Source organism: Hymenobacter sp. AT01-02 (assembly GCF_000961955.2).
Lineage (GTDB): Bacteria > Bacteroidota > Bacteroidia > Cytophagales > Hymenobacteraceae > Hymenobacter > Hymenobacter mucosus.
In genome coordinates, this window is the sequence record NZ_JZIR02000015.1 from 67268 (window position 1) to 93011 (window position 25744).

The following is a 25744-nucleotide window of genomic DNA, read 5'->3' on the forward strand; positions in this document are numbered from 1 at the left end:
CTTACAAAAAAGGGCACCGTTTCGGCACCAAATTACGTTATTAAATCCGGAGGAGTCAGCTACTATTGAGCTCTTCACTGCTGGGTTCCCGCACGTTCTTCCTCTTCCTGCCCATTCCTTCCGCATATGCAAGCCATGAGAAAATCCATCCACGCTGTATTGCCCGCTTTAGCCCTGCTCGCGTTGGGGGGCTGTGCTGGTACGTCGGCCCTGACGACTACCGAAAGCGACGGTATCTACTATTCCTCTAAAGACCGGACCATCATGCCGGCCTCCGTACCAACGGCTTCTACTATCCCCTATACTGGCGAAACAACTACTCCCGGCGACGTTACCAACCCCGACTATGTAGAGGGCAGCACTGCTAACAGCGCAGCCAGCACGGAGTATTACGATGATGACTACGGGTACGCCTCGCGCCTACGTCGCTTTCATTCTCCTTACCAAGGTTTGGGTTTAGGATACTACGACTTTGCTTACACCGACCCATTCTGGTACGGTGGCCCAGCCTATGCTATGTATCCGGGAGCATATTCGCCCTGGGGCTATGGTGGAGGCTACGGCTATGGCTACAGATCTTTCTACGACCCCTTCTACAGCCCGTACTGGGGCGGTTCAATGATAAGTATCAACATTGGACGGCCTTGGTACCGTCCGTGGGGGTATGGTGGGTATGGCTACGGCTACAACCCTTATGACTACTATGGCGGCTACGGTGGCTTTGGCTATGGTGGAGGCGGGTACTATAACGGCTTTGGACCAGGGTATTACAATGGGGGTAGCGTACGCAGCCGCGTGGTGTATGGGCCGCGTCGTGACGGTGCTACCAACGCCACTAATATCACCAGCAATGCTACCGGCGGCCGCGGCCGGGGCCGCGTTGAGCAGGGCGGTATTGTGCAGCCCGGCGGTGTAAATGGCACAGGCTTGTCTACGGATGGGGCCGTGGCTACCCCAGCACCCCAGCCGGCTCGGGGCCGCGGACGCAACCGCACGCTGGACCCAACTACTACTTCTGGAGTTACTTCGTCTGGTATAGCTGTTGATAACCCAAGCCAGCCCAATCCGAACTCTACTCCTGGCGGCCGTCGTTGGCAGGTGCTAGATCAGGCGGGTGCAGCTACTGGTTCGCAGCCCACTACGGCTCCTGCCGATTATAGCCAGCCTCGCCGGGGCCGGGGCAGTATGGGCAGTGCAGGCCAGTCTGGTCAGCAGTCGGGTACCTACCAGCCCACGCGTCGCCGGGCCGTAGCCGACCAACCTGTGCGTACGTATGAACAACCGACCCGCACGTATGAGCAGCCTGCGCGTAGCTACGAACAACCCTCACGGAGTTATTCCTCGCCTTCGAGCGGTGGCAACTTCGGTGGTAGCAGCGGCGGGGGCGGCGGAGCGCGCGGCCGGGGCCGTGTGCAATAGTTAGTTACTTCCGAGCTGTTATCTATCCGCGTTATACATGGCCGGCTACCTGGCCGGCCATGTGCACTTTCTCACCTTCCTTCCTGCAATGAAAAATCTGAAATGTGGCTGAGCCTGGCGCTGCTAGGGTTAGCCAGCCACGCCTTTGCCCAAAGTGAAGTAGATGCGCTTCGCTACTCTCGCCTCCAGTTTGGAGGGCCTGCCCGAACTCAGGGCTTTGGTGGCGCTACCTCGCTTTAGGGGCCAACTTGGGTAGCCTCGTCACTAACCCAGCGGGCCTGGGTCTTTATGTAAAATCGGACATTAGCTTTACTCCTGGCTACAGCCAAACAACGTCCAAAACGCAAACCGGCGCTGCCAATCTCTCCGACACTCGTTCGAGCTTAAATATTGGCAACTTCGGCATAGCCTTCACCAACCGGTTACCCGACGATGACAACACTTCCGAGTGGCGTTCCGGTACGTTTGCCTTTGGAATTACTCGCCTGAACGACTTCAACCAGCGGTATCGGTACCGCAACACCACCACCGACAACCGTTCCTTATTCCAGCGGTTCCGGGAGCCCCGAGTTAGCTACGACGACATCGATAACGAGTTCCAGACGGGCTATACTTCCTTAGACGGGCTAGCCTATGGCACGTACTTATCGGAGTTTGTGGGAACCCCACCCAATGATGCCCTAGTACTTACCCCACGAAATGGGGAGATTGTGCAGGAAGAAACGGTGCAAACTAGTGGTGCGCAAACGCAATTTGACTTTGGCTATGGGGCCAGCTTCCGCGACAAACTATATATCGGTGGTGCCCTGGGTATCGTGAGCACGCGCTACAACGAAACGCGAGACTTTACCGAAACGGAAAATGACCCCTCAACGCCATTTACGAGCTTGTTGCGTCGCAACACGTTGGAAACGCAGGGTACCGGCGTCAACTTCCGCCTTGGGCTTATCTACCGGCCCACGGACATGGTACGGCTAGGTGCTTCCGTGCAGACGCCTACCTTCTCCAAGCTAACGGACTCGTACGGAGCCTCATTGCGTACCAACTTTAGCGAAGAACCTTTTCCGAACACGGGTACATCGAGAGCAGAAAGCACTGCTCCGGGAGAATATTCTTACAACCTCACGACACCCTTCCGCGCTACGGGTGGGGCAGCCGTCATACTAGGCAAGTACGGGTTCGTGACGGGCGACGTGGAATACGTGAACTACTCCCAGGCTCGTCTCAACGGCGACGGTTCCGACAGTGGTGCCGGAGTGTTTGACGTAGAAAATGAAGCCGTTAGCAACACCTACGGTTCGGCGGTAAACTTCCGCGGCGGGGTAGAAGGCCGTTTTGATGTGTTCCGGGTGCGGGCTGGCTTCGCTCACAACGGTGACCCCTTCAAAACGTCTACCTTCAACCGGGCGCAGAACTACTTTACTGGGGGCCTGGGGCTGTACCAGCGCAACGTGTACATAGATCTGGCTGGTGTATACAACACCGATGATAGCTACACCTCTGCCTATACTTTAGCAAGTGGTCTACAACCAGTAATAGGCGTTAAAACCAACCGCTTTACTACCTCTGTTACAGTCGGGGTCAACTTCTAACAGCTACCCAAACGGACTACACACAAACGGCTTCCAGTAGTGGGAGCCGTTTGTGTGTAGTCCGTTTGGTATCCTTACTTGGTCACAATAACCTGTAATGATATAGATGGAATTCCTGTGGTGTTGATGGCTGCAACCCGAAACAAACCGGTCTTATTTTCAGGAGTTTGAAAGGCCACTACTGTGTTGAGCTCCACGGGCGGGGTCCTGGTCACCGTAGGAGATGCCCCAGCGAAGGCAGCAGTTATCAGGGTTGGGGTAGTAAGCGCCTGAAACGCAGCATTATTGAGAGAAGTAAGTCGCAACTGAGTAGCTCTACGAGGAACCCACCGCGAGGAAAGCGTCAGGCCGGGGTCGGCGGGGGTAGCCAGCACCGGACCAGAACTAGCGCTACCAGGGTAGTAGATTAAGTCTACCAAGGCTTGATTCTCGGCGTTGGTGCGCACCATAAACTTGGGCATGGCTAGGCCTTCCCGGAGCGCCAAGAAGCTGCGCCGGCTGTTGTCCACAGTGGCAGGAGCTTGCAGTACTACTGAGTAGCTATGATAAAGGCTAAGCGAATCAACTCTAGTAAGACGAGCCTTGATGCTCCGAGCCCCTTGCTTCTTGTTGGCATCCGTAAATGTGTAGCTCCACGTTTCCAGGCCTGCCGTTGTGCGAGCAGAATGCACGCTTGTGAAGGCGAAATCAGAACGGGTAAAGGTGGAGTCGAGGTATACGAGCGTAGTTACACCCGGCTTTTCAGGGTCATACAGCGCATCGTAGATGAAGGGTGTGGGCTGAGGCGAATAGTTAAGCTCGATGCGTAAGTTGGTCAGCGGAGCGCTATCGTCTTCCTGTGCAGCGTACACCTTAGTTGTTACTGTGTCGGCAGGGACGGTGAGCCGCTGGTCAACGGTAGTGAAGCGAGAACTGCTAATTAGGTCCACACGCGGGCCCGACTCAAGGGAAGGCTCGCAGGCTGCCAAGGGCAACAGAAGCAGAAGAATAGAACGAAGGCGCATACTGCAGTAAAGGTCGGAAGAAGAAGGGAAGTTGCCTATTGCAAAGCATAACGGCAGGCGGCCCGGCTTTCATACGTGCTAAGTAAAAGCCGCGCTTTGGCAGGCGCTGGTGGGTGCAACCACCCGGCGGTGTTTGCTACTTTTACTTATACCTCCTTTTTCTTCTTTCCATGACGCTCCGCTCCTTTGGGCTTGCCTTGCTGCTGTCGGTGGCAAGCCCAGTAGTACTGCCGGCTACCTTGCCAGCCGCTTTTGCTCAGCAGAAATCCACCATTACGCTCGAAGACATCTGGCAAAAAGGCACCTTTCAGATCCGCTCCGTACCTGGGTTCAACTGGATGAAAGATGGCCGCTACTACTCTGCCCTTGATAAGGGCGACTTGGTACAGCACGATGTGACCACCGGCCAAGCAGTGCAAACGCTCGTGGCTGCCACCGACTTGAAACTGCTGGGCCAGAACCAGCTCTTACCCGTAGACGGCTACCGCTTCAATGCCGACGAAACCAAGGTGTTGTTCAGCACTGATACGGAGCCTATCTACCGGCGCTCTAGTAAGTCGTATTTCTTTGTGTATGACCGGGGTACCAAGCAGCTGACGCCCCTCAGTAAAACGGCTGGCAAGCAGCTCTACGCCACGTTTTCTCCCGATGGTAAGCACATTGCTTTCGTGCGCGACAACAACGTATTTGTAACCGACCTGGGTACCATGCGCGAAACCGCCGTGACAACGGATGGCGCTACGAACCGCATCATCAATGGCGGCACTGACTGGGTATACGAGGAGGAATTCTCGTTTGCGCAGGGCTTTCAATGGTCACCCGATTCGCGGCAGCTAGCGTACTACACCTTCGACGAAAGCCAGGTGCCCGAGTATAACATGCAGGAATGGGGCCCCCTTTACCCGCAGGACTACCGCTATAAGTACCCCAAAGCCGGAGAAAAAAACTCGGTGGTGGGCATCTCTACCTATGAGGTGGGCACCGCCAAAACCACGAGAATGGACGTGGGCGCCGAGACCAACCAATACATTCCGCGCATCCTCTGGACCCAGACGCCCAACTTGCTTAGCATTCAGCGCCTGAACCGCTTGCAGAATAAGCTGGAAATCTTGCACGCCGATGCGACCACCGGCAAAACCAGGGTAGTTCTAACCGATACGGACCCGGCCTACGTGGACGTGACCGACGACCTACGCTACCTCGAAGGTGGGAAGGAATTTCTGTTCACTAGTGAGAAAGACGCTACCGCCATCTGTACCTGTATGCTATGAACGGCAAGTTGGTGCGCCAGCTTACAAAGGGTAACTGGGAAATCACTAACATCGACGGCTTCGACGAGAAGAAGGGCCTCGTATATTTCACCAGCACAGAGGCATCGCCCCTGCAGCGCCATCTCTACCGGGTTGATGTAAAAGGTAAGGGCAAAGTACGGCTCAGTGAAGCCGGCCCCGGTACCAACGCCGTGAACATGAGCTCCGATACGCGCTACTTCCTCAACTATCACTCGCAGGCTGGCGAGCCACAGGTAGTAAGCTTACGTAGCGGCCAAGATGGCAAGCTGGTGAAAGTGCTGGAAGACAATGCCGCACTGCGCCAGAAGCTGACAAACTTTACTTTCAGCAAGCTGGAGTTCATCAATTTCAAAACCGCTAGCGGGGTAGCCCTCAACGCGTCGGTGCTGAAGCCCGCCAATTTTGATCCAAGTAAAAAGTACCCCGTGCTCATGTACGTGTACGGCGGCCCTGGCTCCCAAACAGTAAAGGATGATCAGGGCGGTGGCATTGCCTTTACCAATTACCTCTGGCATCAACTGTTGGCCCAGCACGGCTACATTGTGGTGTCGGTAGATAACCGGGGTACGGGCGCGCGCGGGGCTGCATTCAAGAAAAGCACCTACGCTAACCTTGGTAAGCTAGAAACTATTGACCAGGGAGAAAGCGCCGCCTACCTAGCTACCCTGCCCTACGTTGACAAATCGCGCATTGGCATCTGGGGCTGGAGCTTCGGAGGCTATATGACCGCGCTGGCTATGACGAAGAATGCCGATATCTTCAAGATGGGTATTTCGGTGGCGCCAGTTACGAACTGGCGCTATTACGATACGGTGTACACAGAGCGGTTTCTGAAAACGCCCCAGGAAAATCCCCAGGGCTACGACGATAACTCTCCCGTGCAACACGCTGACAAGCTGAAAGGCAAACTGCTACTAGTGCACGGCACAGGCGACGACAACGTACACTTCCAAAACTCAGTAGCCTTTGTGGAAGCAATGGTGAAAGCCAACAAGGATTTCCAGACCCTGTACTACCCCAACCGCAACCACGGCATTTCGGGTGGCAACACGCGCCTGCACCTGTACCGCCAGATGACGGACTACGTGTTGAAAAACCTATGATTCTGCTGCCACTAGCTACCAGCACAGCTACTTACCCGGCGGTAAGGCTGGTAGCTAGTGGTAGTAGGATGGCTGGTTCTCCACAACTACGTAGTCGTGGGTTTCCGTGGTGCTGCTCCGATGAAAGCGGATAGAAGTAATTTGTAGCCCGAGCAAGTAAGGGCTGCGAAATTGCTCGTAGAGGTCCGTTAGTATCTCGTGTAGCTCAGCAGTTTGGCTAGAAACCAGCCGCTTTACCTGCCGGGTGCCGACTATTTGTCCGCACTGCACTTCTGCCAGCGTAAGCTGACAACACACCATGTAGGGAAGCCCGCTTTTCATAGTCATCAGGAGGAAAGGATGGCAATGAGAACAATGCTTCAAAGCTAATAATATTAGCTTAAAATCCAATTAAGTTAGTATTAATTCGTTAGCCGGTTGCAGCCGTTTGGGCAGCAGAACTCGTTCTGGTAATTACCAGCCTAATCCTGCCCATCAGTTCACGACAGGGCTTGGGGTGGGGGCGAGCCGCTACCTGCTGGCCTAGTTTTATCCTGTGGGAGGGGCACAAACTCCTTGTTATCATTAGGCGGTAGAATAATCCGGCCGGCTTGCCAATCGGCCTTTGCTTGCTCGATCCGCTCTCGTTTTGAGGATACAAAGTTCCACCAGATAAACCGCTCGCCGAGGGGTTCGCCCCCAAGGAGCATAAGGGTGCTAGCCTCACGGGCCACAAGTACCGGGTCGATGCCTGGGGTGAATACGAGTAGCTGTCCTGGTCCGTAGGTATGGCCGCTTACTTCTACCAGCCCCTTAGCCACGTAGGCACCCCGCTCGGGGTAGCCCTGGGGCAAGCCGAAGCGGGCACCCGGTTGCAGTACTACATGCAAATAGAACAAGGGCGAGTGGGTGCGTACCTCATTATGTAGCCCAAAGGCATTGCCAGCAATCAAGCGCATCCACACGCCTGGCTCGGTGAAAACAGGTAGCTTGTGGGTCTGATAGTTGGTGAAGGACGGAGCACATTCCTCATCAGCTTCGGGTAGGGCCACCCACGTCTGAAGCATTTCTAAGGCGCCACCAGCTAGCGTTGCAGGGTCCTCAAACCGCTCAGAATGAGCAATGCCGCTGCCTGCCGTCATCCAGTTTACCTCTCCGGGCCGAATAATTTGCTGTACGCCTAGGCTGTCGCGGTGGGTAACCTGCCCGCCAAATAGGTAGCTCACCGTGGACAAGCCAATGTGCGGGTGTGGCAGCACATCTAACGCCGAGAGTTGCTCGGGGGCCATATGTACGGGGCCAGCATGGTCCATAAAAATAAAAGGGCCTAGCATGCGCCGCAGTCGGTAAGGTAGAATTCGGCGAACCGCAAAGCCTGGGCTTAGGGCTGCCGGCCGGGCATCAATTACAAGGTCTAGCATAAGAACAGCGTAGAAACAAGAGGAACGGGTGCCTGCCGGGTTAAACAGCTGCGTTCTGGCTTGGCGAGCGAGTAGAAGCCCATAAGACCACAGCAATGAGCTTCTAAAATAGAAGTATAGGCAATGAGTAGCGGCATAGCTATACTAAAATAGGTTTAACTCAACTATTTACTGGAAAAGCGTATCCTTGGGGCAGTAAAACGGACTTTTTTAGCGTAGAGCACGCGTATGCCAACGTTTACCCCAACTCGTTTCCTGCAGATAGGACTGCTAGGGATTCTTAGTACTGCCTGCCAGCAAGAGAAGCCAGCCCGTACGGAGCCAGCTACTAGCCCGGCCCTAGCCGATACGCTCAACCTGGATTCCCTGGCGCAGCCCGTGGCAACCCCCGTGCGGCGCGATTGGCACCGCGTAGAGCGGCCTACTAGCCGCAATGCTCCTTTAATAGTGTATCAGCGCGGCGTCCACAAACCTGAGGCCTTCAATGCTGATGCCCCTCCCATGGAAGCCCGTCTACAGGACCTGACCCTGAAGGCCAGCGAATATTTTCAGATTGACCCGGCCCGGCCCGCCGAATTGCGTGGGCAGGATGGTACCATCGTGCGTATTCCGGCAGGTGCCCTTGTTGACCGGCAGCAACGCCCCGCTACCGGAACCGTGTGGATAGAGCTAAAGGAATGCTATTCCCTAGCGGACCTATTGCTGTCTAACCTCCTCACCGAAACCGAAACCGGCGTTGCGCTAGAGCTGGCAGGGGCCGTATTGGTGCGCGCTACCGCCGGAGGGCAACAGCTGGCCCTAGCTGCTGGGCGCGAAATGCAGGTAGAAATGGCGGAGGAAGCCCGGCGCGTGCAGCAGCTTTACTATGGGCAGGCTGCCCCCGCTACAGAGCCAGTTCGCTGGGCCGAGGCTCCTAGCAAAGAGGAGCCGGAGCAAAATGTGTACACCACAGCCGAGCAAATGCCCGGCTATGGCAATGGCCCCGCCGACCTCAACCGCCTCATTCGCTACCCACGCCAGGCGCAGGAGCGCCAAACGCAAGGATTGGTATTGGCTTCGTTTGTGGTAGATGAAAGCGGGCGAATCACTAGCCCGCGCATTGTGCGGAGCCTTGGCGACGGGTGCGACCATGAAGTGCTGCGCGTGTTACGCCAAACCTCTGGCCGCTGGAAGCCCGGCCGCCAGGGTGGACAAGCCGTAAAAGTGCGCATGACGCTGCCCATCCGCTTTTCCTTCCAAGAAGGGCGGGCTACTGCCGCCGATGAAATGCTTGCTACCACAGCCAGCGACCCCGAAGCCACGCTGCCCGGCTTCACCGACGTGACTGGTGGGCTATGGGTAGGGCAGTTGGGCTGGGTAGCGGTTGGGAAAGAGTGGCGCGGCCCTGCTTCACCTTACTACGTGCCCTTCGCCAGCGCCACCGAGCATACCACGTTGCGCGTTGTGGTGCCTGGCCGGCGGGTAGTACTAGCGGGCCAGCCCCAAGCTGGAGGCTATCAGTTTATGTCGGTGCCTTCTTTCACGAAAGTGGTCCTTCTGGGCATGCGCTATGAAAACGGAACGCCATTCGTCGCACGCCAGGACGTGCGCACCAGCAGCCCACCCGATTCGTTGCAATTTGCCGAAACTACCCTGGGCGATTTGGAAGCCACACTGGCCCGGTTCAACTAGTTGGTAGAGTAGTTTTTAGAGCGTTTCGCGCGCTGTATAACCTTTTCTGGAATCCCCGTTGCACAGTACTCGGTGCAACGGGGATTTTTTGTTTTACACAGTGAAATGAGGCAATCAGAGAGTAAATATTACGCTCATCGAGAAACAGCCACCCTTGGCCAAAAACCAACAACATGAATTTAAATAAGCTAAGACGGGGTATGTAAATTTCGCTGATTGACTGTTGCCGGCTCCCTGCTCCACAACCACCTGTGCACTACTGTATGGTTCAACTCCTACTCCGCCTTTTTCTCCTTACACTTACTGTGCTTGGAGCCGCCCGCGGGTGGGCTCAAACCCCCGTATCGGCCCCTAACTCCCGATCGGTATCGGTCTATATCACAGCCCACCCCGATGACTGGCAGCTCTTTATGGGCTCTGATGCGTGCGATGATGTGCAGCGGCGCAACGCGAAAGTGGTTTTCATTTGCCTCACGGGTGGACAGGCCAATAAAGTAGATGATGCGTACTGGCAAAGCCGGGAAACCGCTTGCCAAGCTGCTGTACAAAAAGCGGCTAACCTTACTACGGCTGCCAGCACAGTACCTATGCCAGTGCAAGAAAGCGTCAATGCCCATTCGGTGACAGTGGTGCGCTACCGGAGTACCGTTGCCTACTTTTTGCACTTACCCGATGGCAACCTTGATGGCAAAGGACAAAGCCGGGGCGGGTTCCAAAGCATGAAGTTGCTTTTTAAGGCAGGGCGTCCTGTTGGCCCCTTAGATCATGGACCGGCCTACACTTCATGGAATGACCTAGTCGCGACTGTGCGGGCACTGTTGCAGCGCGAAGTAGGAAGCGCCAAGCTCGAAGTACATACTCCCCAGCCAAATGAGCGCTACAACCCCGGCGACCATTCTGACCACCGAATGGCAGGGGAACTGGCCCTGGCCGCCACAGCCCAGACGGAGTGCCGATACCAGTTGTATGTGGGGTACGACAGTAGCCGACGGCCCCTTAATCTGACGGCAACTCAAACCGAAAACCAGCGGGCTGTGTACCAGGCCTACAGCCAAAAGATGGCTGAGCAGGGCCAGCCAAGCTCCTGGGACGAAGCGCATCTGCGCTTTATTGGCCGTCAGTACTCGTTTATTCGGCACTGCCCGGGAAATAGCCTCAACAGCGGTACCCCCGCCGCCCCCAGCACCTCTGCTTCGGGTACGAACCCAGATGAGCCAGTCGAGGTAGCCACGGGCATAGTATTGGAGCCGAGCTACCCCAATCCGTTCAACGAGTCTAGCCTGCTGACGTACCGCTTGCCCACCGCCGCTGCCGTCTGGTTGCGCGTACTGGATAGTCAGGGCCGGGAGGTTGTGAGCCTATTGCGCGGAAGCCAACAGTCAGCCGGTAAGCACGAGCAATGGCTTGATGTTCATAGCTTTCCTGCTACAGGTTTGTACGTGGCAGAACTGCGCGTAGGTAGCCAGCACCGCATCTGCCGCCTCGAAATTATTCGCTGATTTTTCAGTTTTTGACGATGCATTTCCTGTTGACGGTACTTCGCCGCCGTCCTTCCCAGGCCGCTCTCTTGGGCGCGGCTTTGCTGCTTCAGTGTTTGCTGGTTTTTCGGGCCTTTGGCTCCTGCTTACCGAGCCAGGCCAGCACCTGCTGGTTTCCGGCTTCGACGGAATGAAAAACTACTTCACCTTTCAAGCCTACGTGCAACAGCCCGCGGCCTACGGTATGCGGTGGTTTGGAATGATGAACTACCCCTTCGGCGACTACATTTTCTACACCGATAACACGCCCCTGCTCGCGTGGCTCGTCCGGCTATGGTCGCGCTACGTCTCGGATGTATCGCCTTGGGGAATTGACATCTACCATGTGCTGCTATTAGCAGGTATGTTGCTTAGTACGGGGCTGCTGGTAGCCATTCTGCACCGCATACTGCACTACTGGGGGCTGATAGTGGTGTTTTCAGTTGTACTACCTTGGCTTAACCCCCAGCTAGGGCGTTTGCTGATGGGGCATTTCAACCTGTCGTATAGCTGGGTGATCTTGCTTGCCATTTGGGGGCTAATGCGCCTGTACGACCGCGCGGAGGCAGGACAACCCATCGGAAGGCTGGTAGCTGGTCTGACAACGGCCTTCACGCTTATTTCCTTTGTGCATCTGTATTATCTGCCGCAGTTAGCGCTGCTCACGGCTGCTTTCTTTGCCCTGTGGCTGCTTCCCAACGGCCGCTGGCGGCAGCAGCCACTGTTGCTGATGAGCACCGTGCTGACCTTAGCGCCCATGCTCCTAAGCGTTGGGTTCGTGCGCTTGGTAGACGCCTACTACTCTCTGCGACTAACAACCCCCACGGGTTTCAATACACCCGCGTGGAAGCTACAGGCGCTAGCGCTTATTCAGCCCTACGCATACGAAACTACACACTTCATCTTTGAGCCAACCAAACCGGTTTCAGAAGAGTCGCAGGCGTACTTAGGTGCCTTTGCCCTGTTCGGGCTCGTGGTTGCGCTTATTGGGTGGGTGTTTCGGCGGGCCCTGGTACGGCAATGGTGGCGGAGCTGGGGGCAACTCCCGCAACAGCGCCTACTTCTCCTGCTTGGGGTAGCGTCGTTGGCAGGCTTTTTTGCTTCGGTGGGCACGGTGTACGAAGTAGAGGACGGACAGTTTACGTGGCATAATTACCTGAGTGTCTTTTTCTACCTGCACAAGATTACGGGAGCCGCTGCTCATTTTCGTACGGTAGCTCGCTTCTGCTGGCCTTTCTTCTGGATGGTGAACCTACTGGTGGTAGCGGGGCTTGATTATTGGCTGCGCATTGGCCGGTGGACTGCTCGTTGGGTAGTAGTGGTGGCTCTGGTGTTACTTGCCTCATCGACATGCGCGACACCATTAAGCACTACCGGCATAGCATCTTGCCCAACCCGCTCACCAATGTGCAAGCGCAACCGGAATTGGCGCCGCTGCTAGCGTCGCTTCGGCCCCACGACTACCAGGCTATTCTACCCGTGCCATTCTATCATGTGGGCAGTGAAGACATGGACCTAACGCTGGATGATGATAACCGCCACTCCCTGCATAGCTACCAGCTAGCCCTGCGCACCAACCTGCCTTTAATGGCTACGAAACTTTCGCGTACGCCACCTGTGCATGCTAAGCTGCTGCGTAGTGTGTTTGACTCTGCTGGTCCGGCACCGGAATTACGTCGGCAGCTAGTAGCCAATGGCAAACCCGTACTCGTGCTCTACGACCAGAGCTACCATGACGGCACCGACTCGTTGGCCGCCCGGCAAACCAACCCGTACGCTCGTCAATTGGTGGAGGCAGGCGCTAGCTTTCCAACCAACCAGCACCTAACCCTGCTGGCCCAGTCAGGGAAGCTACACTTGTACCGGTGGGACGTACGCTAAAACGGTAACCTGTTATTTGGTAGCAGGTTGCCTATAGTTTGATGGTAACATTCTGCGGCTCGGTAAAGAAACGCAACGCCTCAAGTCCGCCTTCGCGACCCACCCCAGAACTCTTCATACCCCCAAAGGGTGTGCGTAAGTCGCGATGCAGCCACGCATTCACCCACACAATGCCGCTGTGCAGAGCGTGTGCTACCCGGTGAGCGCGCTTCAAGTCCGTGGTCCAGATAGTGGCGGCTAATCCATACTCCGTGCCATTGGCCCACTGAATAACCTCCGCTTCGGAGTCGAAGGGAGTGAGTGTGACAACAGGACCAAAGATTTCCTCCCGGTTTACGCGGCAGTTGGGTGGTAAGCTCTCAAATACAGTAGGTTGCATGAAGTATCCGCTAGCGCAGCGGCCCGGTAAGTACACCCGTTGTCCTCCAGCCAGCAAGCGGCCGCCCTCTTCATGAGCCAGTGCCACGTACCCAAGCACCTTTTGCAAGTGAGCTTCGTTGACCAAGGCTCCTTGTTGGCTAGCCGGGTCTTGCGGGTCGCCGACGGTTAAAGCGGCTACTCCCTGCAGAAAGGCCTGCTTGAATGCCTCATAAATGGGCCGTTCGATGAAGATGCGGGAGCCACACAAGCAAATTTGCCCCTGATTGGTAAAGGAACTCCGTAGGCTGGTGCTCACGGCTTCTTCCAAGTTGCAGTCGGCAAAGACTAGATTGGGATTCTTACCCCCTAGCTCCAAGGAAAGCTTCTTGAATAAGGGTGCCGCCGTGCGTGCTATGTGTTCCCCGGTCTTGGTGCCCCCCGTGAAGCTGATGGCCTTCACTGCTGGATGCTCCACCAGGGCTTGGCCCACCTTGGCGCCCGTACCATGCACAATGTTGAGCACCCCCGGCGGCAAGCCAGCTTCCTGACACAACTCGCTCAGGAGAAATGCAGTGTACGGTGTAACTTCCGATGGTTTGGCCACAACGCAGCACCCAGCGGCGAGAGCCGGAGCAATCTTCCATGTGAATAGGTAGAGCGGCAGGTTCCAAGGGGTAATGCACGCTACCACGCCTAGCGGGTGGCGCACCGTGTAGTTTAGCGCAATGCCCTCCTGGAAGTGGGTTTCAGATGAAAAATGCTGTGCCGCCGTACCAAAAAAAGCAAAGTTGCTGGCCGCTCGTGGGATATCGACGGTGCGGGCCAAGTGCACGGGCTTGCCGTTATCCTGGCTTTCTGCCGCAGCTAGTCGATCCTGGTCGCGCTCAATCAATTCCGCAATACGAACCAAAAGCCGGCCCCTTTCTTCAGCCGGGCGAGTGCGCCAAGCCGGTAGCGCTTCTTCTGCCGCCTGCACCGCTAGCGCTACATCCGCGGCGTCAGAGTCGGGCAAGTAGGCGTGGGGCTGACCCGTAGCCGGCTCAAGAGTAGGTAGGTAACAACCAGCACTGGGAGGCACCAGCCGGCCGTTGATATAATTCTGAAGCTGAATCATAGGGACTACATAGGACGAAGCCTAGCGTCCAGTAGCAGATGGTTCGCTGGTCGGCTCCGGCAGGTTAGAGTCTGACACAATATACAACGGCCGCTGCCGCACATTGGCAGATAGCCGCGCTAGATATTCACCAATGATACCCACAGCAATGAGTTGCACCCCACCTAGGAACAAGATGCTAATCATCAACGACGCCCACCCAGCCTCGTAGTTGTCCGTCGCAAAACGGGCATACAGGGTATAAATCATTACCAGGAAGGCAAGGCCAGATACCACAAACCCGCTAATGGTAGCTGCTTTCAAGGGCACGTCGGAGAAAGCCGTAATACCGTCCAGGGCCAACCGAAGCATCTTACGGTATGTATAGCCCGTGGCGCCGCCAGCCCGTTCTGCCCGGTCATATTCCACGTAGGTTTGGCGGTATCCAATCCAAGAAATCTGACCTCGGATAAACTTATTTTGCTCGGGCATCTGCCGTAAGGCGCGCACAACCTTCTCAGAAATGATGCGAAAGTCTCCCGTGTCAACTGGAATAGAAATGTGGGTAATGCTAGCCAGAATGCGGTAGAACAGTTTGGCTGTGAACTTCTTAGCGGCACTTTCGCCTTGGCGGGAGCGGCGCTTTGCGTACACTACCTCGTAGCCTTCGTGTAGGCGCTGGTACAGCTGCGGAATCAGCTCCGGTGGGTCCTGCAAGTCAGCATCAATAATGACGACTGCCTCGCCTGTGGCACGGTCTAGGCCGGCCGTAACAGCAATTTGGTGCCCGAAATTGCGGCTAAAATCTACGTACCGGACCCGCGTATCGCGCACTATTAAGTGCTGAATTAGTACCAGCGACTTATCGCGTGAGCCATCGTTTACGAAAATGAATTCGTAGCCTCCTGGCAATAACATTCCATCAAGAACCCCACGTAGCCGCTCGTAGAGCGAGAGAATATTGGCTTCTTCGTTGTAGATGGGAATAACGACGGAAAGATCCACGGAGTGACAGAAAGCAGGGAAGAGCAGAAATGACTAAGCAGGCTTACGGGCTAGGGCAAATACACTCACGCCTACCGGTAGGTTTAAATGGCGCAGTATTCGGTTTTCTGTGCGCAATAGCGAAAGCAGAGAGGTGTTCAGAAAGGCGGGGAGTAGCTGCAAGTCTCCTGATGGAGAAGGCTCCGTTCCCGGCAAAAGTTTACGTAGCAGCCGTACCAGGGCTACCGGTGCGAATAAGAGAGAGTTCCAGTACGACAAACGCTGTTGCTGTAGCCCGTTGTGAGCAATAGCGGTGGATAGCTGTTGGCTGGAATACCGCCGAAAATGCTGATTCACATCGTCGTGAGAACTCCATAGAAACTGGAAAGCCGGCACGAAGACGATCAGCTGACCGCCGGGGCGTAGTACGCGCTTCCACTCTTGTAAGGCTTGATTCTCATTTTCAATGTGCTCTAGCACATCTGAGGCAATAACCAAGTCGAAGCTGGCGTCTGCAAATTCTAATTTAGCACCATCCATAACAGCAACGTGCTCAAAACCGCGCTGCTTGGCAAGCTGAACCCCCTGGGTACTAATGTCAATGCCCGTAAGATTGGTATAACCTGCTTGCCGCAAGGCCAACAATAGGGGTCCTCCGGAACAGCCAATTTCCAGAATGGAAGCTGATTTGGGTAGCTGCAGTTCCTGAATTAGCTGGAACACCATACCGCGCCGGGCCTGAAACCACCAGTGCCCCTCTTCAATCTGATGGTAAGTTGCTTCGTAATCGGAATGCACAGGGCTCAGGGGTAAAGAGTCATCAAGATAGTTGTGCAAAGATAGGTTTATGTCCGTTTTACACGATAGATAACCACTGCATCCTAGTTGCGCCCCTGAAGAGGCCAGGATTGGTTTGCCTCTCTATCTTCGTTACTTACTGTGCTGTGTGATGACTAATTGCCGAGATTTTTTGCTTGAGCTATACAAATGGGTAAGAGGCATGTGGCCTGCCATCGTGACTTTGCGAATGGGGCGGATGTGTTGGTTCTTGGTAAGCACCTTGTGGCCAGTACTGGGAATGGCACAAGTTGGCTCTTTCACTGCCCCTTTGCGCATTACCTCATTTACCGCCTTAGCTAATTACGCGGGCGAAACAGATGCACCAGCCGGCCAGCTTATTCGGCGCTATAACGCAGAGATGACCATACGTCGGCCGGGCCGTGTATTTCCTCATCCAGAGGGTAGTAGTGAAAGCCCAGCTTTATTCAACTGTCGCCTTACTATTGCAAACACTTCTGAGCGAGATACCTTGTTTTATGCGCTCTTCTATCAAAATGAGAGCTACGCATTTGAGCCTGGCCATCCTCGGGATGATGAAAATTTCTACGGCACGTGGGGCTACGATGAAGGTAAGCAGCCAGGGTTTCGGAAGATAGCAGTACCTCGTAGGGCGGGAGGTACTACGCTTCAGGCGGGTGTGCGTCTGCGAGGAAACCCTAGAAATGAGAGCCTGTTCATGGATGCGCCAGCAGGCTCTAGGCCACTACCCGATGGGCCGGATGATGAAAACCTCTATGGTCGGTGGAAAAGGCCCCCCCGTATGGGCCGTTACCGATTTATGCTGGTCGTCACTACTGATACCTCCGAGATTGATTTCTATGCTCGCGACTGTCATCGCCGACGGTCGGATGGCCATTATCTCAACCCGTTTACGTACTTCTTAGGCCGCTCCTTTGCTCATACGGTTGTGCAAGTGGCCGATGAGCAACTGCAGATATACATGCGCCCGCCAAAGTTAGGGGCTCCTCTACCGGCCCGAGACTGGCGTATGCCAGCCACGGCGGAACAGATGGAAGCTAGTTTTCGGTACAGCAGTTTTGGTGGAGCCAAAATGCCAAACGTGCCAGTGGTAGCTGATGTCAACAATAACTCCTTTACACCGGCTGCTTACAATCGGCTGAAGCACCAGTTTGATCCTACTACTTTGCCAGTGGTAACTGTGGGTGACGATGGCCCAACGGCATCAGTAGCCGACTCAGGTCGTATTCAGCTTATTAATCCGGCTGCTGACCCGGCAGATCCGCATAAGTATGATGCTTCTGTGCGGACGCTCTTCGGGTTTACGTACGGACGGTTTCGGGCCCGCATTCGGTTTCCTCAAATAGTTAATTCAGCTGGCGTTTGGAATGGAATAAGCCTGCATTCTGGCTGTTCTCAGCGGCTGGTGAACCTTGGAATTCGCTGAATCGGGACTACCGTGGCGGTTTTTGTACCGATGACGAACGTGCCTTCTTTTCCGAAATCGACATAGAAATATTTAAGGCTCAGTGCGTACGTTACCGCAACTATCGCAACGATGGGTATGAAGGCCGGGCCCGTCACCGCCGGCGGTGGCTGCGTGAAGGAGGCGCTTTTCAAGACGAAAGCTGTGATTCTATCGTCATCGGCTGCAACAACTTCGACTACATGCGCCAGGATATTCCTCATCTCGTAAATGGCGCCGCCGCAACGCCACCTTGTGGCGTTAATGGCAACGACGAGCCGATTGTATACGAAGGCAAGACCTATCGGCTTCATCGTGATGGGGCCAGTACTGCTCTTTCGACCCGCGTGGTACTCAGTTCAACGGAGCTGTTCTCACCCCACGACACATGGTATGAAATAGAATGGCGCCCTACCGAAATCATCTGGCGCATAGGCCCTGACGAAAATCACTTACGCGTTATTGCTTATATGTCAGACCAGTATACGGTGGTGCCCAATACCCTTATGCATGTTATTCTGGCTCAGCATTGGCTACCTACCAACGACTACCATCCTTACTTTCAGGAGAACATTCCGTATCCGGCCTTTCCTATCCGAGGTGAAATTCTGGAATTCTCGGTGGAGTAAGGTGGGTGCATTGGCTTTATATGAGCCTTGGCTAGGTGGTAGAAAGTGCATGTAGTTCATAGGCAGACTACCTACCTTTGCTAGACTTACAAACTGTATCTATCACTCCTCTACATGAAAAAAATTGCTGTTTTGCTCGGTTTGGCCTTCCTAGGCGCCTGCTCATCGGATGATACATCAGCCGTTGCTTCCGACAGCAAAACGATTACTGCCAATGACTTCGAGTCGCTTGCTGGTTGGAACAATGACCCTGCCACGTTAGATAAGGGGCACGCGCATTCGGGACAGTATGCCATCAAAGTAGACAAGGACCATGAGTTCAGCACTACGTTTGATATGGCGCTTGGCCTAGCTACTCCCGCGAAAATTAAGACGGTTCACTTAGAAGCTTGGGCGTATTTGCCCAGCAATAAGGCAACCGGAATGCTAGGCGTTCAGGTAATGGACCCAGCTACAAACCAGCAGGTTTTCGGCGACGGTATTCGGTTGGGAGAGCAGGTAAAGGAATACAATAAGTGGACACAGGTTAGTAAAGACATTGTGTTGCCTGATAATATCACGTCCCTACAACATATCCGTATGTCCCTGTGGCGTGCCGATGCGACGGACCGCGTCTTGGTAGACGATGTGAAATTGAGTATCAAAGACTAACCCGTAGCTATAGTCTGCTATTAGACGACCATTCTTGGTGGCGAGCTAGTCTATTGTAGGCTGGCTCACGCTACCATAGCCTCCAACTCTGCTTTGGCCGGAGGCTTAAATTCACGCAAGCTGTATGAATAAACGCTACTTATCGGGCTTGTTGATAGCGTTTGTAGTGCTAGATCTGATATACACCTATTGGCAAAACTATCAGTTGCCACTAGATGGTGATATCGTCCCGACGATCCTGCCCGCGCAGTGGTTTAGCAAGGTGCTACATGATCCGTTTGGATGGGCTGTACTGACTAGAAATGAGGTGTACGGCGGAACTAACCGGTTTTTTGCGCATGCCACTATGGGTCTGTACTTGAAGCGGGTGCCTCACCTGCTGCAATACTTTATTCCCCCCATTGCTAGTTTATACACGGCCACTGCGTTGTTCAACACGGCCACTCAGGCACTACTAACCGTGCTGCTAGCGTGCTACATCCGGCTGGGCGCAGGCGGCCCGCGTGCGGGGTGGAGCTTTTGGGTAGCTGTAGCCCTTCTGGTACCCTTATTTCAAACGAGTGGTTTCTATGAGCAGATGGGTATCACAAACTATGCTATTACTTATACGTTCTTTTATGCCTTTCCAATGGCTTTGCTACTGGTTGTATGGTGGCCTATTTTTCAGGCCGTGCAGCGGCAGCAGCCCTTACACCTGCGGCCGTGGCAACTAGCGCTACTGGTAGCGTTAATCGTTGTTATTTCCTTCAATGGCCCAATTACTGTTGCGGCTATTGCCATCTTGCTGCTTGGAATCAGCCTGTACTGGCTGGCCCAACAGTGGCAGAACGGCCTACAATGGCCATCCCTCCGGGCCATTCCTGGTAACTGGCTCTCGGGGCAGGTAGTTGTGCTTCTTGCCACTATGGGCGTTTTAGGCCTGTACTCCTTGTACATAGGGCGTAACAATGCAGAAAATACCCATACACACACTCTAGGTGAGCTTTATCAACTGTTGCCCACTGGTGTCTATTTGGAACTTACGCTTCACTGGGGATTGCCTGTACTCATTGTGCTGGTGTTGGTCAATGTCCAGCTAGTATATCGTTTCACTGCTCCTTCCTTGGAGCGCCAGCGGGTATTGAACAGCATACGGTGGGTAGGGTTATTTGCCTGCGCATTCATCCTGCTTCTACCCTTTGGCGGCTACCGCGACTACCGCGCGTATCTAGTGCGGGGCGATTCTATTCTACCCGTCTTATTGGCATTGTTCTACGCCTATGGCTTGTCGAGCTATTTCTTGGTGCTGCGGTTGTCAGGCCAGCGCCGGCACGCCTATATTGCTCTCATCGTCTTATTTGCTGCTACGTTCACTTACATGGATGTGGCTACGAAGCTGCCAGTCAATAATGATTGCGAGCGGTGGTCTATGGATCAAATAGCTCAATCTTCAGAGCCAGTAGTGCGCATTTCGCCTTATTGTAATGTCCTGACGTGGTCACCAGTGCCAGATTATCATCAGTCGGAGTTGCAGGCTGAGATGCTGTATTATTGGGGCGTGACCAAAAGCAAAAAGTTTTACTATCAGTAACATGCCTGTGAAGCGCCGCTCCTGGGCGTTGCTACGCAGATGTGTCTGGCCCTGCTAGCCTTTTTCCTACATCTCTCTCATGGTGAAATACGCCTCTGCTGCCCTTCTTTGTACCTTGTTTTTAGGAAGCTGCTCTCAACAACCCAGCACTCCCTCGGCTCCTGGTGTGCTGGCGTCTAGCAGTTTCGAGAATTTGGATGGGTGGCTACCTGATGCGCCCGGCTTGGCCCTGCTCAGCCGCGACCAAGCTCACTCAGGAACGTATAGCACCATGGTTGCTCCTGACCATGACTTTAGCCTAGGGTATAATAACAAGCTCAGCCGTCTCGCGCCCGACTGGCCTGCTAAGCTAACCATTGGAGCTTGGGTGTTTCTTCCGAATGAGCAGGCCGCTGCTAAGCTTGTAACGGAAGTACGGAGTGATAAACCCAATCAGCCTAACCTACTATGGGAAGGATTAGACTTGTTGAGCACAGTAAAAGTGTACAACAAGTGGCAATACGTTGAGCAAACCGTTACCATGCCCGCCGCTGCCAAAGCAAATAGCCGCTTGCTAGTATACCTGTGGCGTGCCGATAGCAAGCAGCCCGTGTACCTAGACGACGTGCAGATTTCCTTGGCTTCTAAGTAGTGGAGCCGAGGCTTTTCGCCAAGTAAGAGTTATTTAACTACCTCTACTGGCACGCGTAGCCGCACGGGCCAATCCACATAGTTCTTACTAATAAGGCTGATTTCAAACGTGTATCGTCCGGGCTGTGTGGGCGTGCGCAGGGGCAGTGTCTGTTTCCAAGGCTGCCATACATCCACCTCCAGAGCAGCTTCCATTGGCCCAACATCCGTAGGCCAGTCGTGTGACTTATAGAAAGCGGTGCGTAGCAAAGTAGGGTGCGGCAACCGGGTGCCCGAATGCAGAGGTCGGGCGTGGTCAGGTACGCTTACCTGTACCTCTACCTTGTTCCAGTTGTTGGCATGCAAAACGGGTAATGGTGCCGCCAACGTGAGCTGCACTCCTTGGTGAGCCCTTATATACGGGCGCAATGCCGCCGTATCCATAGGGGGCAGCGTGTTAAGCACACGATACGCGGTTTGTGGAAACTTGAGGTAGTTGGCAGGCATTGCGGCACTTTCTACCGTCTCAAACGGGCCAAATAGTACACCTGGGCGGGAGCCCGTTTGAGCTAACTCATCAATGTTCCAGCCTACCCGTACGGTTTGGGCCGAGTCGGGGCTATGGCGGGCACTCACCATCATCGTTTCACTTGCGGCGGCCCACCAGGGCCAGCCCGAACGCAGATTGTGAGGATCTACATTGTCGGGGTACATGATGAACTTACGTTCGGGAAACTGCCGAGTGTACGTGAGCAAGTGAGTAAGCCACTGCTGGTAAGCGGTGTAGGAAATGTGGCGGTGCCATAGTAGCCATAAACGAGCCCCTAGCACGACAGTTAGCAAGCCGATAATAAATACAGGGCCCCGACTGCTCCAGTTGCGCTCTATAGCTGGCAACAATTCCAATGCAAAAGGAATAGCCACGAACAAGGTGAGCGGAAAGAATAGGTTATCGAGGTAGGTAGCCTCCGTGTAGTCAGGCTTAGAAACGTTGATAATAAAAACGTACCCCGCTACTGATACCCACATTAGCGCAAGGCGCAGCCAGGCAAACGCGTCACGCTGCCTAACATAAAAGAAGGAAAGAGCAGCTAGAAGAAGCGGTAAGGCCAAAAACTCTTTCCGGCATAGCGCCCAGAATGTATCGAAGCTGCTTAGTACTAGGTAATTAGGGAAGAACTTGATTAGGTTAGGAAAAAAGGTCATGTACATGTCCTCGTACGAGCCTGGCGGAATTAGCATAGCCCGCAGTTTGTACATGGCTAGTGCTAAAACCAGCATGCCATAGTAGGCCCAGTCTTGGAACCGTCGATTCAGCAGCCAATCATATGCCAGATAAATAGAAAGGGAAGGATAATAAGTGGGTGTCCAAAGATGAAAACCGGGACCAATGCTGCTAACGCCAGCGTGCTGAATCGTCGTTGTAACGGCGCTTGCCTCGATACACCGGCGTAAAATAGCAGCAGTGCTACAAGGCCTTGTGGCATCTCCGATTGGGCCCAGTAGAAGGCTCGCGAGGCCATCAAGACAAACAAAAACACTATCACTAGTGCTACCTGCTCATTTCGCAGCCAGTAAGCACACAGCAGAAATACAGCTAAATAGTAAAGGACAAAGACCACCGAATACAGCCGCAGTACCGAATCTAGCGGCCACCCAGCTCGAATGGCCAGTAAAGTGGGCCACTGCGTGACAATGGCTACGAAGCGCCTGTTTTGGACAAATAGCGACTTGTCTTTTAGATACGTAAATAGGTGGTACGACAAGTCGTAGTAGGCCGCACGCTCCATGTAAAAGTGCCAGGCAAACACGAGCAGAACCAGCATGCTGATCAGCGCTAAGCGTATCGGGCCACGAGTGGCGTACTGTTTAGAAAGTAGCATGAACCGCATAAAAGGGCCTCTGATAAGAGCCCTGATGACAGAAGAATAACAGCCGGAAGGCGAGCACACCCGGGGACGTCCGTACTTGACGACGCAATATAGAGCCCCTAGCGGATCGCATCAATTTTGGGAGAAGCCATTCAGACCACAATAAAGGAGGGTGCTCTGATGGCAGCAGGCAGCAAGCTTGGTTGCATAAAGGGCCTACTACCTACTAATACTGCCTTTATTCGCCTCTACAAGTTGCTGGTACGGCCTCCATCTACGGGTATGTTGATGCCAGTAATATAGGCGGCTGCGTCGGAGGCCAGGAACCCCACGGCGGCGGCTACCTCAGCGGCGTGCCCAAAGCGCCGCGCCGGAATCTGCTGGAGCATGGCGGCTTCTATTTGGGCGGTGGTTTGCCCAGTCTGCTCTACTTTCTTCTCAATGAGCGAGGTGTGCCGTTGCGTGACGGTAGCACCAGGTAGCACATTGTTGACGGTAATGCCATCGGGGCCAAGCTCGGTTGCTAGCGTTTTGGCCCAGTTGCCTACGGCTGCCCGAATGGTGTTTGACACCCCTAGGCCGGGGAGGGGCTGCTTTACCGAAGTACTAATAACATTGATAATGCGGCCGCGGCCCCGCTGGCGCATGGCGGGTACTAATGCCTGAGCTAGCAGGTGGTTGCAAACGAGGTGCTGCTCAAAAGCTGCTCGGAAAGCATCTACTGGCGCATCTAAAATGGGCCCACCCGCGGGCCCACCGGTGTTGTTAACCAATATATCAAAGCCTTTGGGATGTTGGGTGAGGTAGGCGTGCACGTTTTCGGCTACCTGATCCGGCTGGCAAAAGTCAGCCACAATGTAGTCATGGGTTTGGCCGGCAGGGGTAGGTAGGGCGGCGGCCACTTCCCGCAATGCGGTTTCATTGCGCGCAATGAGCGTAACAGCCGCACCGCGCTGGGCTAGCTCTTGGGCCACGGCGTAGCCAATACCTTGCGTGCTACCACCCACGAGGGCGCGTTGAGAAAGTAAGTCCATAGAAGTAGGGTAGGTGAAAAGGGGGAGGCGCACCTAGTCGGCATGAGTGGAACAATGGCGCCGGCAAGTTACGTACGCACGATACGCAGGAATATTGTTACTTGCCTGCCCGCACTGTTTTCACCTCTTCACTACCCTAGGTTATGCCCGTTGCCCGCCCCTTTCATTTTCAACAGTGGATTGAAGAACACCGGCACCTGCTCAAGCCGCCCGTAGGCAATCAGCAAGTATTCAAAGACAACAAAGACTTCATAGTGATGGTGGTGGGCGGCCCCAACGCCCGCAAAGACTACCACGTCGACGAAGGGGAGGAGTTGTTTTTGCAGTTGGAGGGCGACATCGTAGTGAAGATTATTGAAGACGGAAAGCCAGTAGATATCGAAATAAAGGCGGGTAGCATGTTTCTGCTACCTCCCGGCGTGCCCCACTCCCCCCGCCGGCCAGCCGGTACCGTTGGGCTGGTGCTGGAGCGCTACCGCACTCCCGGCGAGCTAGACGGGTTTCAGTGGTACTGCGAAAACTGCGGCCACAAGCTCTATGAAGAGTTTGCGGAAATCACCGACATCGTGCAGCAGTTGCCTCCCATCATGAACCGCTTCTGGCAGGATGAGCACAAGCGCACTTGCCAGGTATGCGGCACGGTGCTGCAGCCCCCAGCTCCGGTAGCGGCTCCGGCTGAATAATCTAAAGCGCCGCCTGCTTACTCCACCCCGTGGTATGGCCTGTTCTGCTCATCCTCTTACCATCGATATCCACACGCACATCCTGCCCAAAACCTGGCCCGACTTGCGGGAACGGTACGGGTACGGGGGCTTTATCCGTTTGGAGCATCACCGGCCCTGTTGCGCCCGGATGATGCAGGATGACAAGTTTTTCCGCGAGATTCAGGACAACTGCTGGGACCCACAGGTGCGCCTGCGAGAGTACGACCAGTTTGGCGCTCAGGTGCAGGTGCTCAGCACAGTGCCCGTCATGTTTAGCTACTGGGCTAAGCCTCTAGATACGCTCGATTTAAGCTGCTTGCTCAACGACCACCTGGCCGAGGTAGTGCAGCGCTACCCCAGCCGCTTTGTGGGCCTGGGTACGCTGCCTATGCAAGCCCCCGACCTGGCGGTGCGCGAACTAGAGCGGTGTGTAAAAGACCTAGGCTTAGCAGGAGTCCAGATCGGCTCCCACGTCAACGACTGGAATCTGGATGCCCCGGAGCTGTTTGAAGTGTTTCAAGCAGCCGAGCAGCTAGGCGCTTGTGTCTTTATCCATCCGTGGGATATGATGGCCCAGCAGAAAATGCCTAAGTACTGGCTGCCGTGGCTGGTGGGTATGCCCGCCGAAAGCACGTTGGCGCTGTGCTCTCTCATCTTTGGGGGCGTGCTAGAACGCTTGCCTCGCCTGCGCGTAGCTGTGGCCCACGGGGGCGGCACATTCGCCAGCACTATTGGGCGCATCGCCCACGGCTTCCAGGTACGCCCTGATTTGTGTGCCGTCGATAACCCCGTGAACCCACGCCAGTACTTGGGCCGTTTTTGGTTGATTCGTTGGTGCACGACCCGCGCATGCTGGACTACTTGGTAGAAACCCTAGGCTCTGACAAAATCACGCTGGGTACCGACTACCCCTTTCCGTTGGGTGAGCTGGAACCTGGGCAGTTGATTCGCTCCATGCCATACTCTGAAGACGTGAAGGCCCGTATGCTGGGGCAAAATGCCCTGGACTGGCTTGGCTTACGGCAGGAGCACCTCGCCAAAATCATGGCGGCTACTGCATAGTGTAGGGGTGAGGCTCGTGGCTATCTTTGCTACTG

The 25744-nt window shown here is 54.8% G+C and carries 25 protein-coding genes; 16 read left to right on the top strand and 9 right to left on the bottom strand.

The features are described from left to right. Positions 1 to 135 precede the first annotated feature (135 nt). A complete protein-coding gene (locus VI25_RS25595; RefSeq protein ID WP_152981523.1) occupies positions 136 to 1419 on the top strand; it encodes a hypothetical protein in 1284 nt (427 codons plus the stop codon). Between the two features lie 248 nt (positions 1420 to 1667). After that, entirely contained in the window at positions 1668 to 3011 is a 1344-nt protein-coding gene (locus VI25_RS06630; protein ID WP_055562366.1) for a hypothetical protein, read from the top strand. Between the two features lie 74 nt (positions 3012 to 3085). Here VI25_RS06630 and VI25_RS06635 read toward each other — a convergent pair whose 3' ends face one another. Beyond that, on the bottom strand, positions 3086 to 4015 hold the full coding sequence (locus VI25_RS06635; RefSeq protein WP_045688628.1) for a hypothetical protein: 930 nt from the start codon (positions 4013 to 4015) through the stop codon (positions 3086 to 3088). Positions 4016 to 4185: 170 nt separating this feature from the next. Between VI25_RS06635 and VI25_RS28330 the strand changes: the two genes are divergently transcribed. Then, the gene (locus VI25_RS28330) at positions 4186 to 5286 is read left to right on the top strand and encodes a DPP IV N-terminal domain-containing protein (protein ID WP_316934267.1); all 1101 of its coding nucleotides are present in this window, start codon (positions 4186 to 4188) and stop codon (positions 5284 to 5286) included. Beyond that, the gene (locus VI25_RS28335; protein WP_316934268.1) at positions 5283 to 6410 is read left to right on the top strand and encodes a S9 family peptidase; all 1128 of its coding nucleotides are present in this window, start codon (positions 5283 to 5285) and stop codon (positions 6408 to 6410) included. The genes VI25_RS28330 and VI25_RS28335 overlap by 4 nt, the downstream gene beginning before the upstream one ends. A 54-nt stretch (positions 6411 to 6464) precedes the next feature. Here VI25_RS28335 and VI25_RS06645 read toward each other — a convergent pair whose 3' ends face one another. Continuing rightward, positions 6465 to 6737, bottom strand: a complete 273-nt coding sequence (locus VI25_RS06645) for a hypothetical protein (RefSeq protein ID WP_045688626.1) — start codon at positions 6735 to 6737, stop codon at positions 6465 to 6467. Positions 6738 to 6889: 152 nt separating this feature from the next. After that, positions 6890 to 7810, bottom strand: coding sequence for a pirin family protein (locus VI25_RS06650; protein WP_045688625.1), 921 nt, complete (start codon positions 7808 to 7810; stop codon positions 6890 to 6892). Between the two features lie 228 nt (positions 7811 to 8038). Here VI25_RS06650 and VI25_RS06655 point away from each other — a divergent pair, with 228 nt between their 5' ends. The 4 genes from VI25_RS06655 to VI25_RS06670 all read left to right on the top strand — a co-directional run bounded on the left by VI25_RS06655 (position 8039) and on the right by VI25_RS06670 (position 12879). Next, positions 8039 to 9481, top strand: coding sequence for an energy transducer TonB (locus VI25_RS06655; protein WP_052695212.1), 1443 nt, complete (start codon positions 8039 to 8041; stop codon positions 9479 to 9481). Between the two features lie 263 nt (positions 9482 to 9744). Next, the gene (locus tag VI25_RS06660; RefSeq protein ID WP_082455426.1) at positions 9745 to 10980 is read left to right on the top strand and encodes a PIG-L family deacetylase; all 1236 of its coding nucleotides are present in this window, start codon (positions 9745 to 9747) and stop codon (positions 10978 to 10980) included. A gap of 91 nt (positions 10981 to 11071) precedes the next feature. Then, a complete protein-coding gene (locus VI25_RS06665; RefSeq protein WP_045688623.1) occupies positions 11072 to 12439 on the top strand; it encodes a hypothetical protein in 1368 nt (455 codons plus the stop codon). Continuing rightward, positions 12349 to 12879, top strand: a complete 531-nt coding sequence (locus VI25_RS06670) for a hypothetical protein (protein ID WP_152981525.1) — start codon at positions 12349 to 12351, stop codon at positions 12877 to 12879. Before VI25_RS06665 ends, VI25_RS06670 begins: the two co-directional genes overlap by 91 nt. Before the next feature lie 31 nt (positions 12880 to 12910). Here VI25_RS06670 and VI25_RS06675 read toward each other — a convergent pair whose 3' ends face one another. From VI25_RS06675 to VI25_RS06685, 3 genes are read right to left on the bottom strand one after another with little or no spacing between them, the layout of a single operon-like run. After that, positions 12911 to 14353 (bottom strand): aldehyde dehydrogenase, encoded by a 1443-nt coding sequence (locus tag VI25_RS06675; RefSeq protein WP_045688621.1) that lies wholly within the window; start codon positions 14351 to 14353, stop codon positions 12911 to 12913. Between the two features lie 21 nt (positions 14354 to 14374). Beyond that, positions 14375 to 15337 carry a glycosyltransferase family 2 protein gene (locus VI25_RS06680; RefSeq protein WP_055562368.1) on the bottom strand — a complete coding sequence of 321 codons (963 nt, stop codon included), beginning with the start codon at positions 15335 to 15337 and terminating at the stop codon, positions 14375 to 14377. 33 nt (positions 15338 to 15370) lie between these two features. Then, positions 15371 to 16114: a class I SAM-dependent methyltransferase gene (locus tag VI25_RS06685; RefSeq protein WP_045688620.1), complete on the bottom strand. Its 744-nt coding sequence runs from the start codon at positions 16112 to 16114 to the stop codon at positions 15371 to 15373. Between the two features lie 310 nt (positions 16115 to 16424). Here VI25_RS06685 and VI25_RS06690 point away from each other — a divergent pair, with 310 nt between their 5' ends. The 5 genes from VI25_RS06690 to VI25_RS06710 all read left to right on the top strand — a co-directional run bounded on the left by VI25_RS06690 (position 16425) and on the right by VI25_RS06710 (position 21060). Continuing rightward, a complete protein-coding gene (locus VI25_RS06690; RefSeq protein WP_152981526.1) occupies positions 16425 to 17561 on the top strand; it encodes a hypothetical protein in 1137 nt (378 codons plus the stop codon). Further along, complete coding sequence (locus tag VI25_RS06695; protein WP_045688618.1) at positions 17498 to 18208, top strand: hypothetical protein; 711 nt, start codon at positions 17498 to 17500, stop codon at positions 18206 to 18208. Before VI25_RS06690 ends, VI25_RS06695 begins: the two co-directional genes overlap by 64 nt. Positions 18209 to 18322: 114 nt before the next feature. Beyond that, on the top strand, positions 18323 to 18859 hold the full coding sequence (locus VI25_RS06700) for a hypothetical protein (RefSeq protein WP_045688617.1): 537 nt from the start codon (positions 18323 to 18325) through the stop codon (positions 18857 to 18859). A 124-nt stretch (positions 18860 to 18983) separates the two neighbouring features. Next, positions 18984 to 20429 carry a hypothetical protein gene (locus VI25_RS06705; protein ID WP_055562369.1) on the top strand — a complete coding sequence of 482 codons (1446 nt, stop codon included), beginning with the start codon at positions 18984 to 18986 and terminating at the stop codon, positions 20427 to 20429. A 79-nt stretch (positions 20430 to 20508) separates the two neighbouring features. Then, positions 20509 to 21060, top strand: coding sequence for a hypothetical protein (locus VI25_RS06710; RefSeq protein WP_055562370.1), 552 nt, complete (start codon positions 20509 to 20511; stop codon positions 21058 to 21060). 29 nt (positions 21061 to 21089) lie between these two features. Here VI25_RS06710 and VI25_RS06715 read toward each other — a convergent pair whose 3' ends face one another. The 3 genes from VI25_RS06715 to VI25_RS06725 form a co-directional block, all read right to left on the bottom strand. Beyond that, on the bottom strand, positions 21090 to 22319 hold the full coding sequence (locus VI25_RS06715; protein ID WP_055562371.1) for a hypothetical protein: 1230 nt from the start codon (positions 22317 to 22319) through the stop codon (positions 21090 to 21092). Between the two features lie 32 nt (positions 22320 to 22351). Beyond that, a complete protein-coding gene (locus VI25_RS06720) occupies positions 22352 to 22864 on the bottom strand; it encodes a hypothetical protein (RefSeq protein WP_152981527.1) in 513 nt (170 codons plus the stop codon). Positions 22865 to 23157: 293 nt separating this feature from the next. Further along, a complete protein-coding gene (locus tag VI25_RS06725) occupies positions 23158 to 23943 on the bottom strand; it encodes an SDR family oxidoreductase (protein ID WP_045688612.1) in 786 nt (261 codons plus the stop codon). A 143-nt stretch (positions 23944 to 24086) separates the two neighbouring features. Between VI25_RS06725 and VI25_RS06730 the strand changes: the two genes are divergently transcribed. The 3 genes from VI25_RS06730 to VI25_RS27655 are packed head-to-tail and all read left to right on the top strand — an operon-like array spanning position 24087 to position 25709. Further along, a complete protein-coding gene (locus tag VI25_RS06730) occupies positions 24087 to 24626 on the top strand; it encodes a 3-hydroxyanthranilate 3,4-dioxygenase (RefSeq protein WP_045688611.1) in 540 nt (179 codons plus the stop codon). Between the two features lie 34 nt (positions 24627 to 24660). Next, positions 24661 to 25515 carry an amidohydrolase family protein gene (locus tag VI25_RS06735; protein WP_262489924.1) on the top strand — a complete coding sequence of 285 codons (855 nt, stop codon included), beginning with the start codon at positions 24661 to 24663 and terminating at the stop codon, positions 25513 to 25515. Then, positions 25497 to 25709, top strand: a complete 213-nt coding sequence (locus tag VI25_RS27655) for an amidohydrolase (protein ID WP_262489925.1) — start codon at positions 25497 to 25499, stop codon at positions 25707 to 25709. Before VI25_RS06735 ends, VI25_RS27655 begins: the two co-directional genes overlap by 19 nt. The last annotated feature ends 35 nt before the right edge of the window (positions 25710 to 25744 follow it).

Bases quoted from the DNA above. Each gene is read 5' to 3' on its own strand.
- VI25_RS28330 (WP_316934267.1), top strand. From the start codon at position 4,186: ATGACGCTCCGCTCCTTTGGGCTTGCCTTGCTGCTGTCGGTGGCAAGC.
- VI25_RS06725 (WP_045688612.1), bottom strand. From the start codon at position 23,943: ATGGACTTACTTTCTCAACGCGCCCTCGTGGGTGGTAGCACGCAAGGT.
- VI25_RS06645 (WP_045688626.1), bottom strand. From the start codon at position 6,737: ATGACTATGAAAAGCGGGCTTCCCTACATGGTGTGTTGTCAGCTTACG.
- VI25_RS06735 (WP_262489924.1), top strand. From the start codon at position 24,661: ATGGCCTGTTCTGCTCATCCTCTTACCATCGATATCCACACGCACATC.
- VI25_RS06715 (WP_055562371.1), bottom strand. From the start codon at position 22,319: ATGCTGGTTTTAGCACTAGCCATGTACAAACTGCGGGCTATGCTAATT.
- VI25_RS06720 (WP_152981527.1), bottom strand. From the start codon at position 22,864: ATGCTGGTTCTGCTCGTGTTTGCCTGGCACTTTTACATGGAGCGTGCG.
- VI25_RS06650 (WP_045688625.1), bottom strand. From the start codon at position 7,810: ATGCTAGACCTTGTAATTGATGCCCGGCCGGCAGCCCTAAGCCCAGGC.
- VI25_RS25595 (WP_152981523.1), top strand. From the start codon at position 136: ATGAGAAAATCCATCCACGCTGTATTGCCCGCTTTAGCCCTGCTCGCG.
- VI25_RS06635 (WP_045688628.1), bottom strand. From the start codon at position 4,015: ATGCGCCTTCGTTCTATTCTTCTGCTTCTGTTGCCCTTGGCAGCCTGC.
- VI25_RS06655 (WP_052695212.1), top strand. From the start codon at position 8,039: ATGCCAACGTTTACCCCAACTCGTTTCCTGCAGATAGGACTGCTAGGG.
- VI25_RS06660 (WP_082455426.1), top strand. From the start codon at position 9,745: ATGGTTCAACTCCTACTCCGCCTTTTTCTCCTTACACTTACTGTGCTT.
- VI25_RS28335 (WP_316934268.1), top strand. From the start codon at position 5,283: ATGAACGGCAAGTTGGTGCGCCAGCTTACAAAGGGTAACTGGGAAATC.
- VI25_RS06670 (WP_152981525.1), top strand. From the start codon at position 12,349: ATGCGCGACACCATTAAGCACTACCGGCATAGCATCTTGCCCAACCCG.
- VI25_RS06675 (WP_045688621.1), bottom strand. From the start codon at position 14,353: ATGATTCAGCTTCAGAATTATATCAACGGCCGGCTGGTGCCTCCCAGT.
- VI25_RS27655 (WP_262489925.1), top strand. From the start codon at position 25,497: ATGCTGGACTACTTGGTAGAAACCCTAGGCTCTGACAAAATCACGCTG.
- VI25_RS06700 (WP_045688617.1), top strand. From the start codon at position 18,323: ATGAAAAAAATTGCTGTTTTGCTCGGTTTGGCCTTCCTAGGCGCCTGC.
- VI25_RS06710 (WP_055562370.1), top strand. From the start codon at position 20,509: ATGGTGAAATACGCCTCTGCTGCCCTTCTTTGTACCTTGTTTTTAGGA.
- VI25_RS06730 (WP_045688611.1), top strand. From the start codon at position 24,087: ATGCCCGTTGCCCGCCCCTTTCATTTTCAACAGTGGATTGAAGAACAC.
- VI25_RS06705 (WP_055562369.1), top strand. From the start codon at position 18,984: ATGAATAAACGCTACTTATCGGGCTTGTTGATAGCGTTTGTAGTGCTA.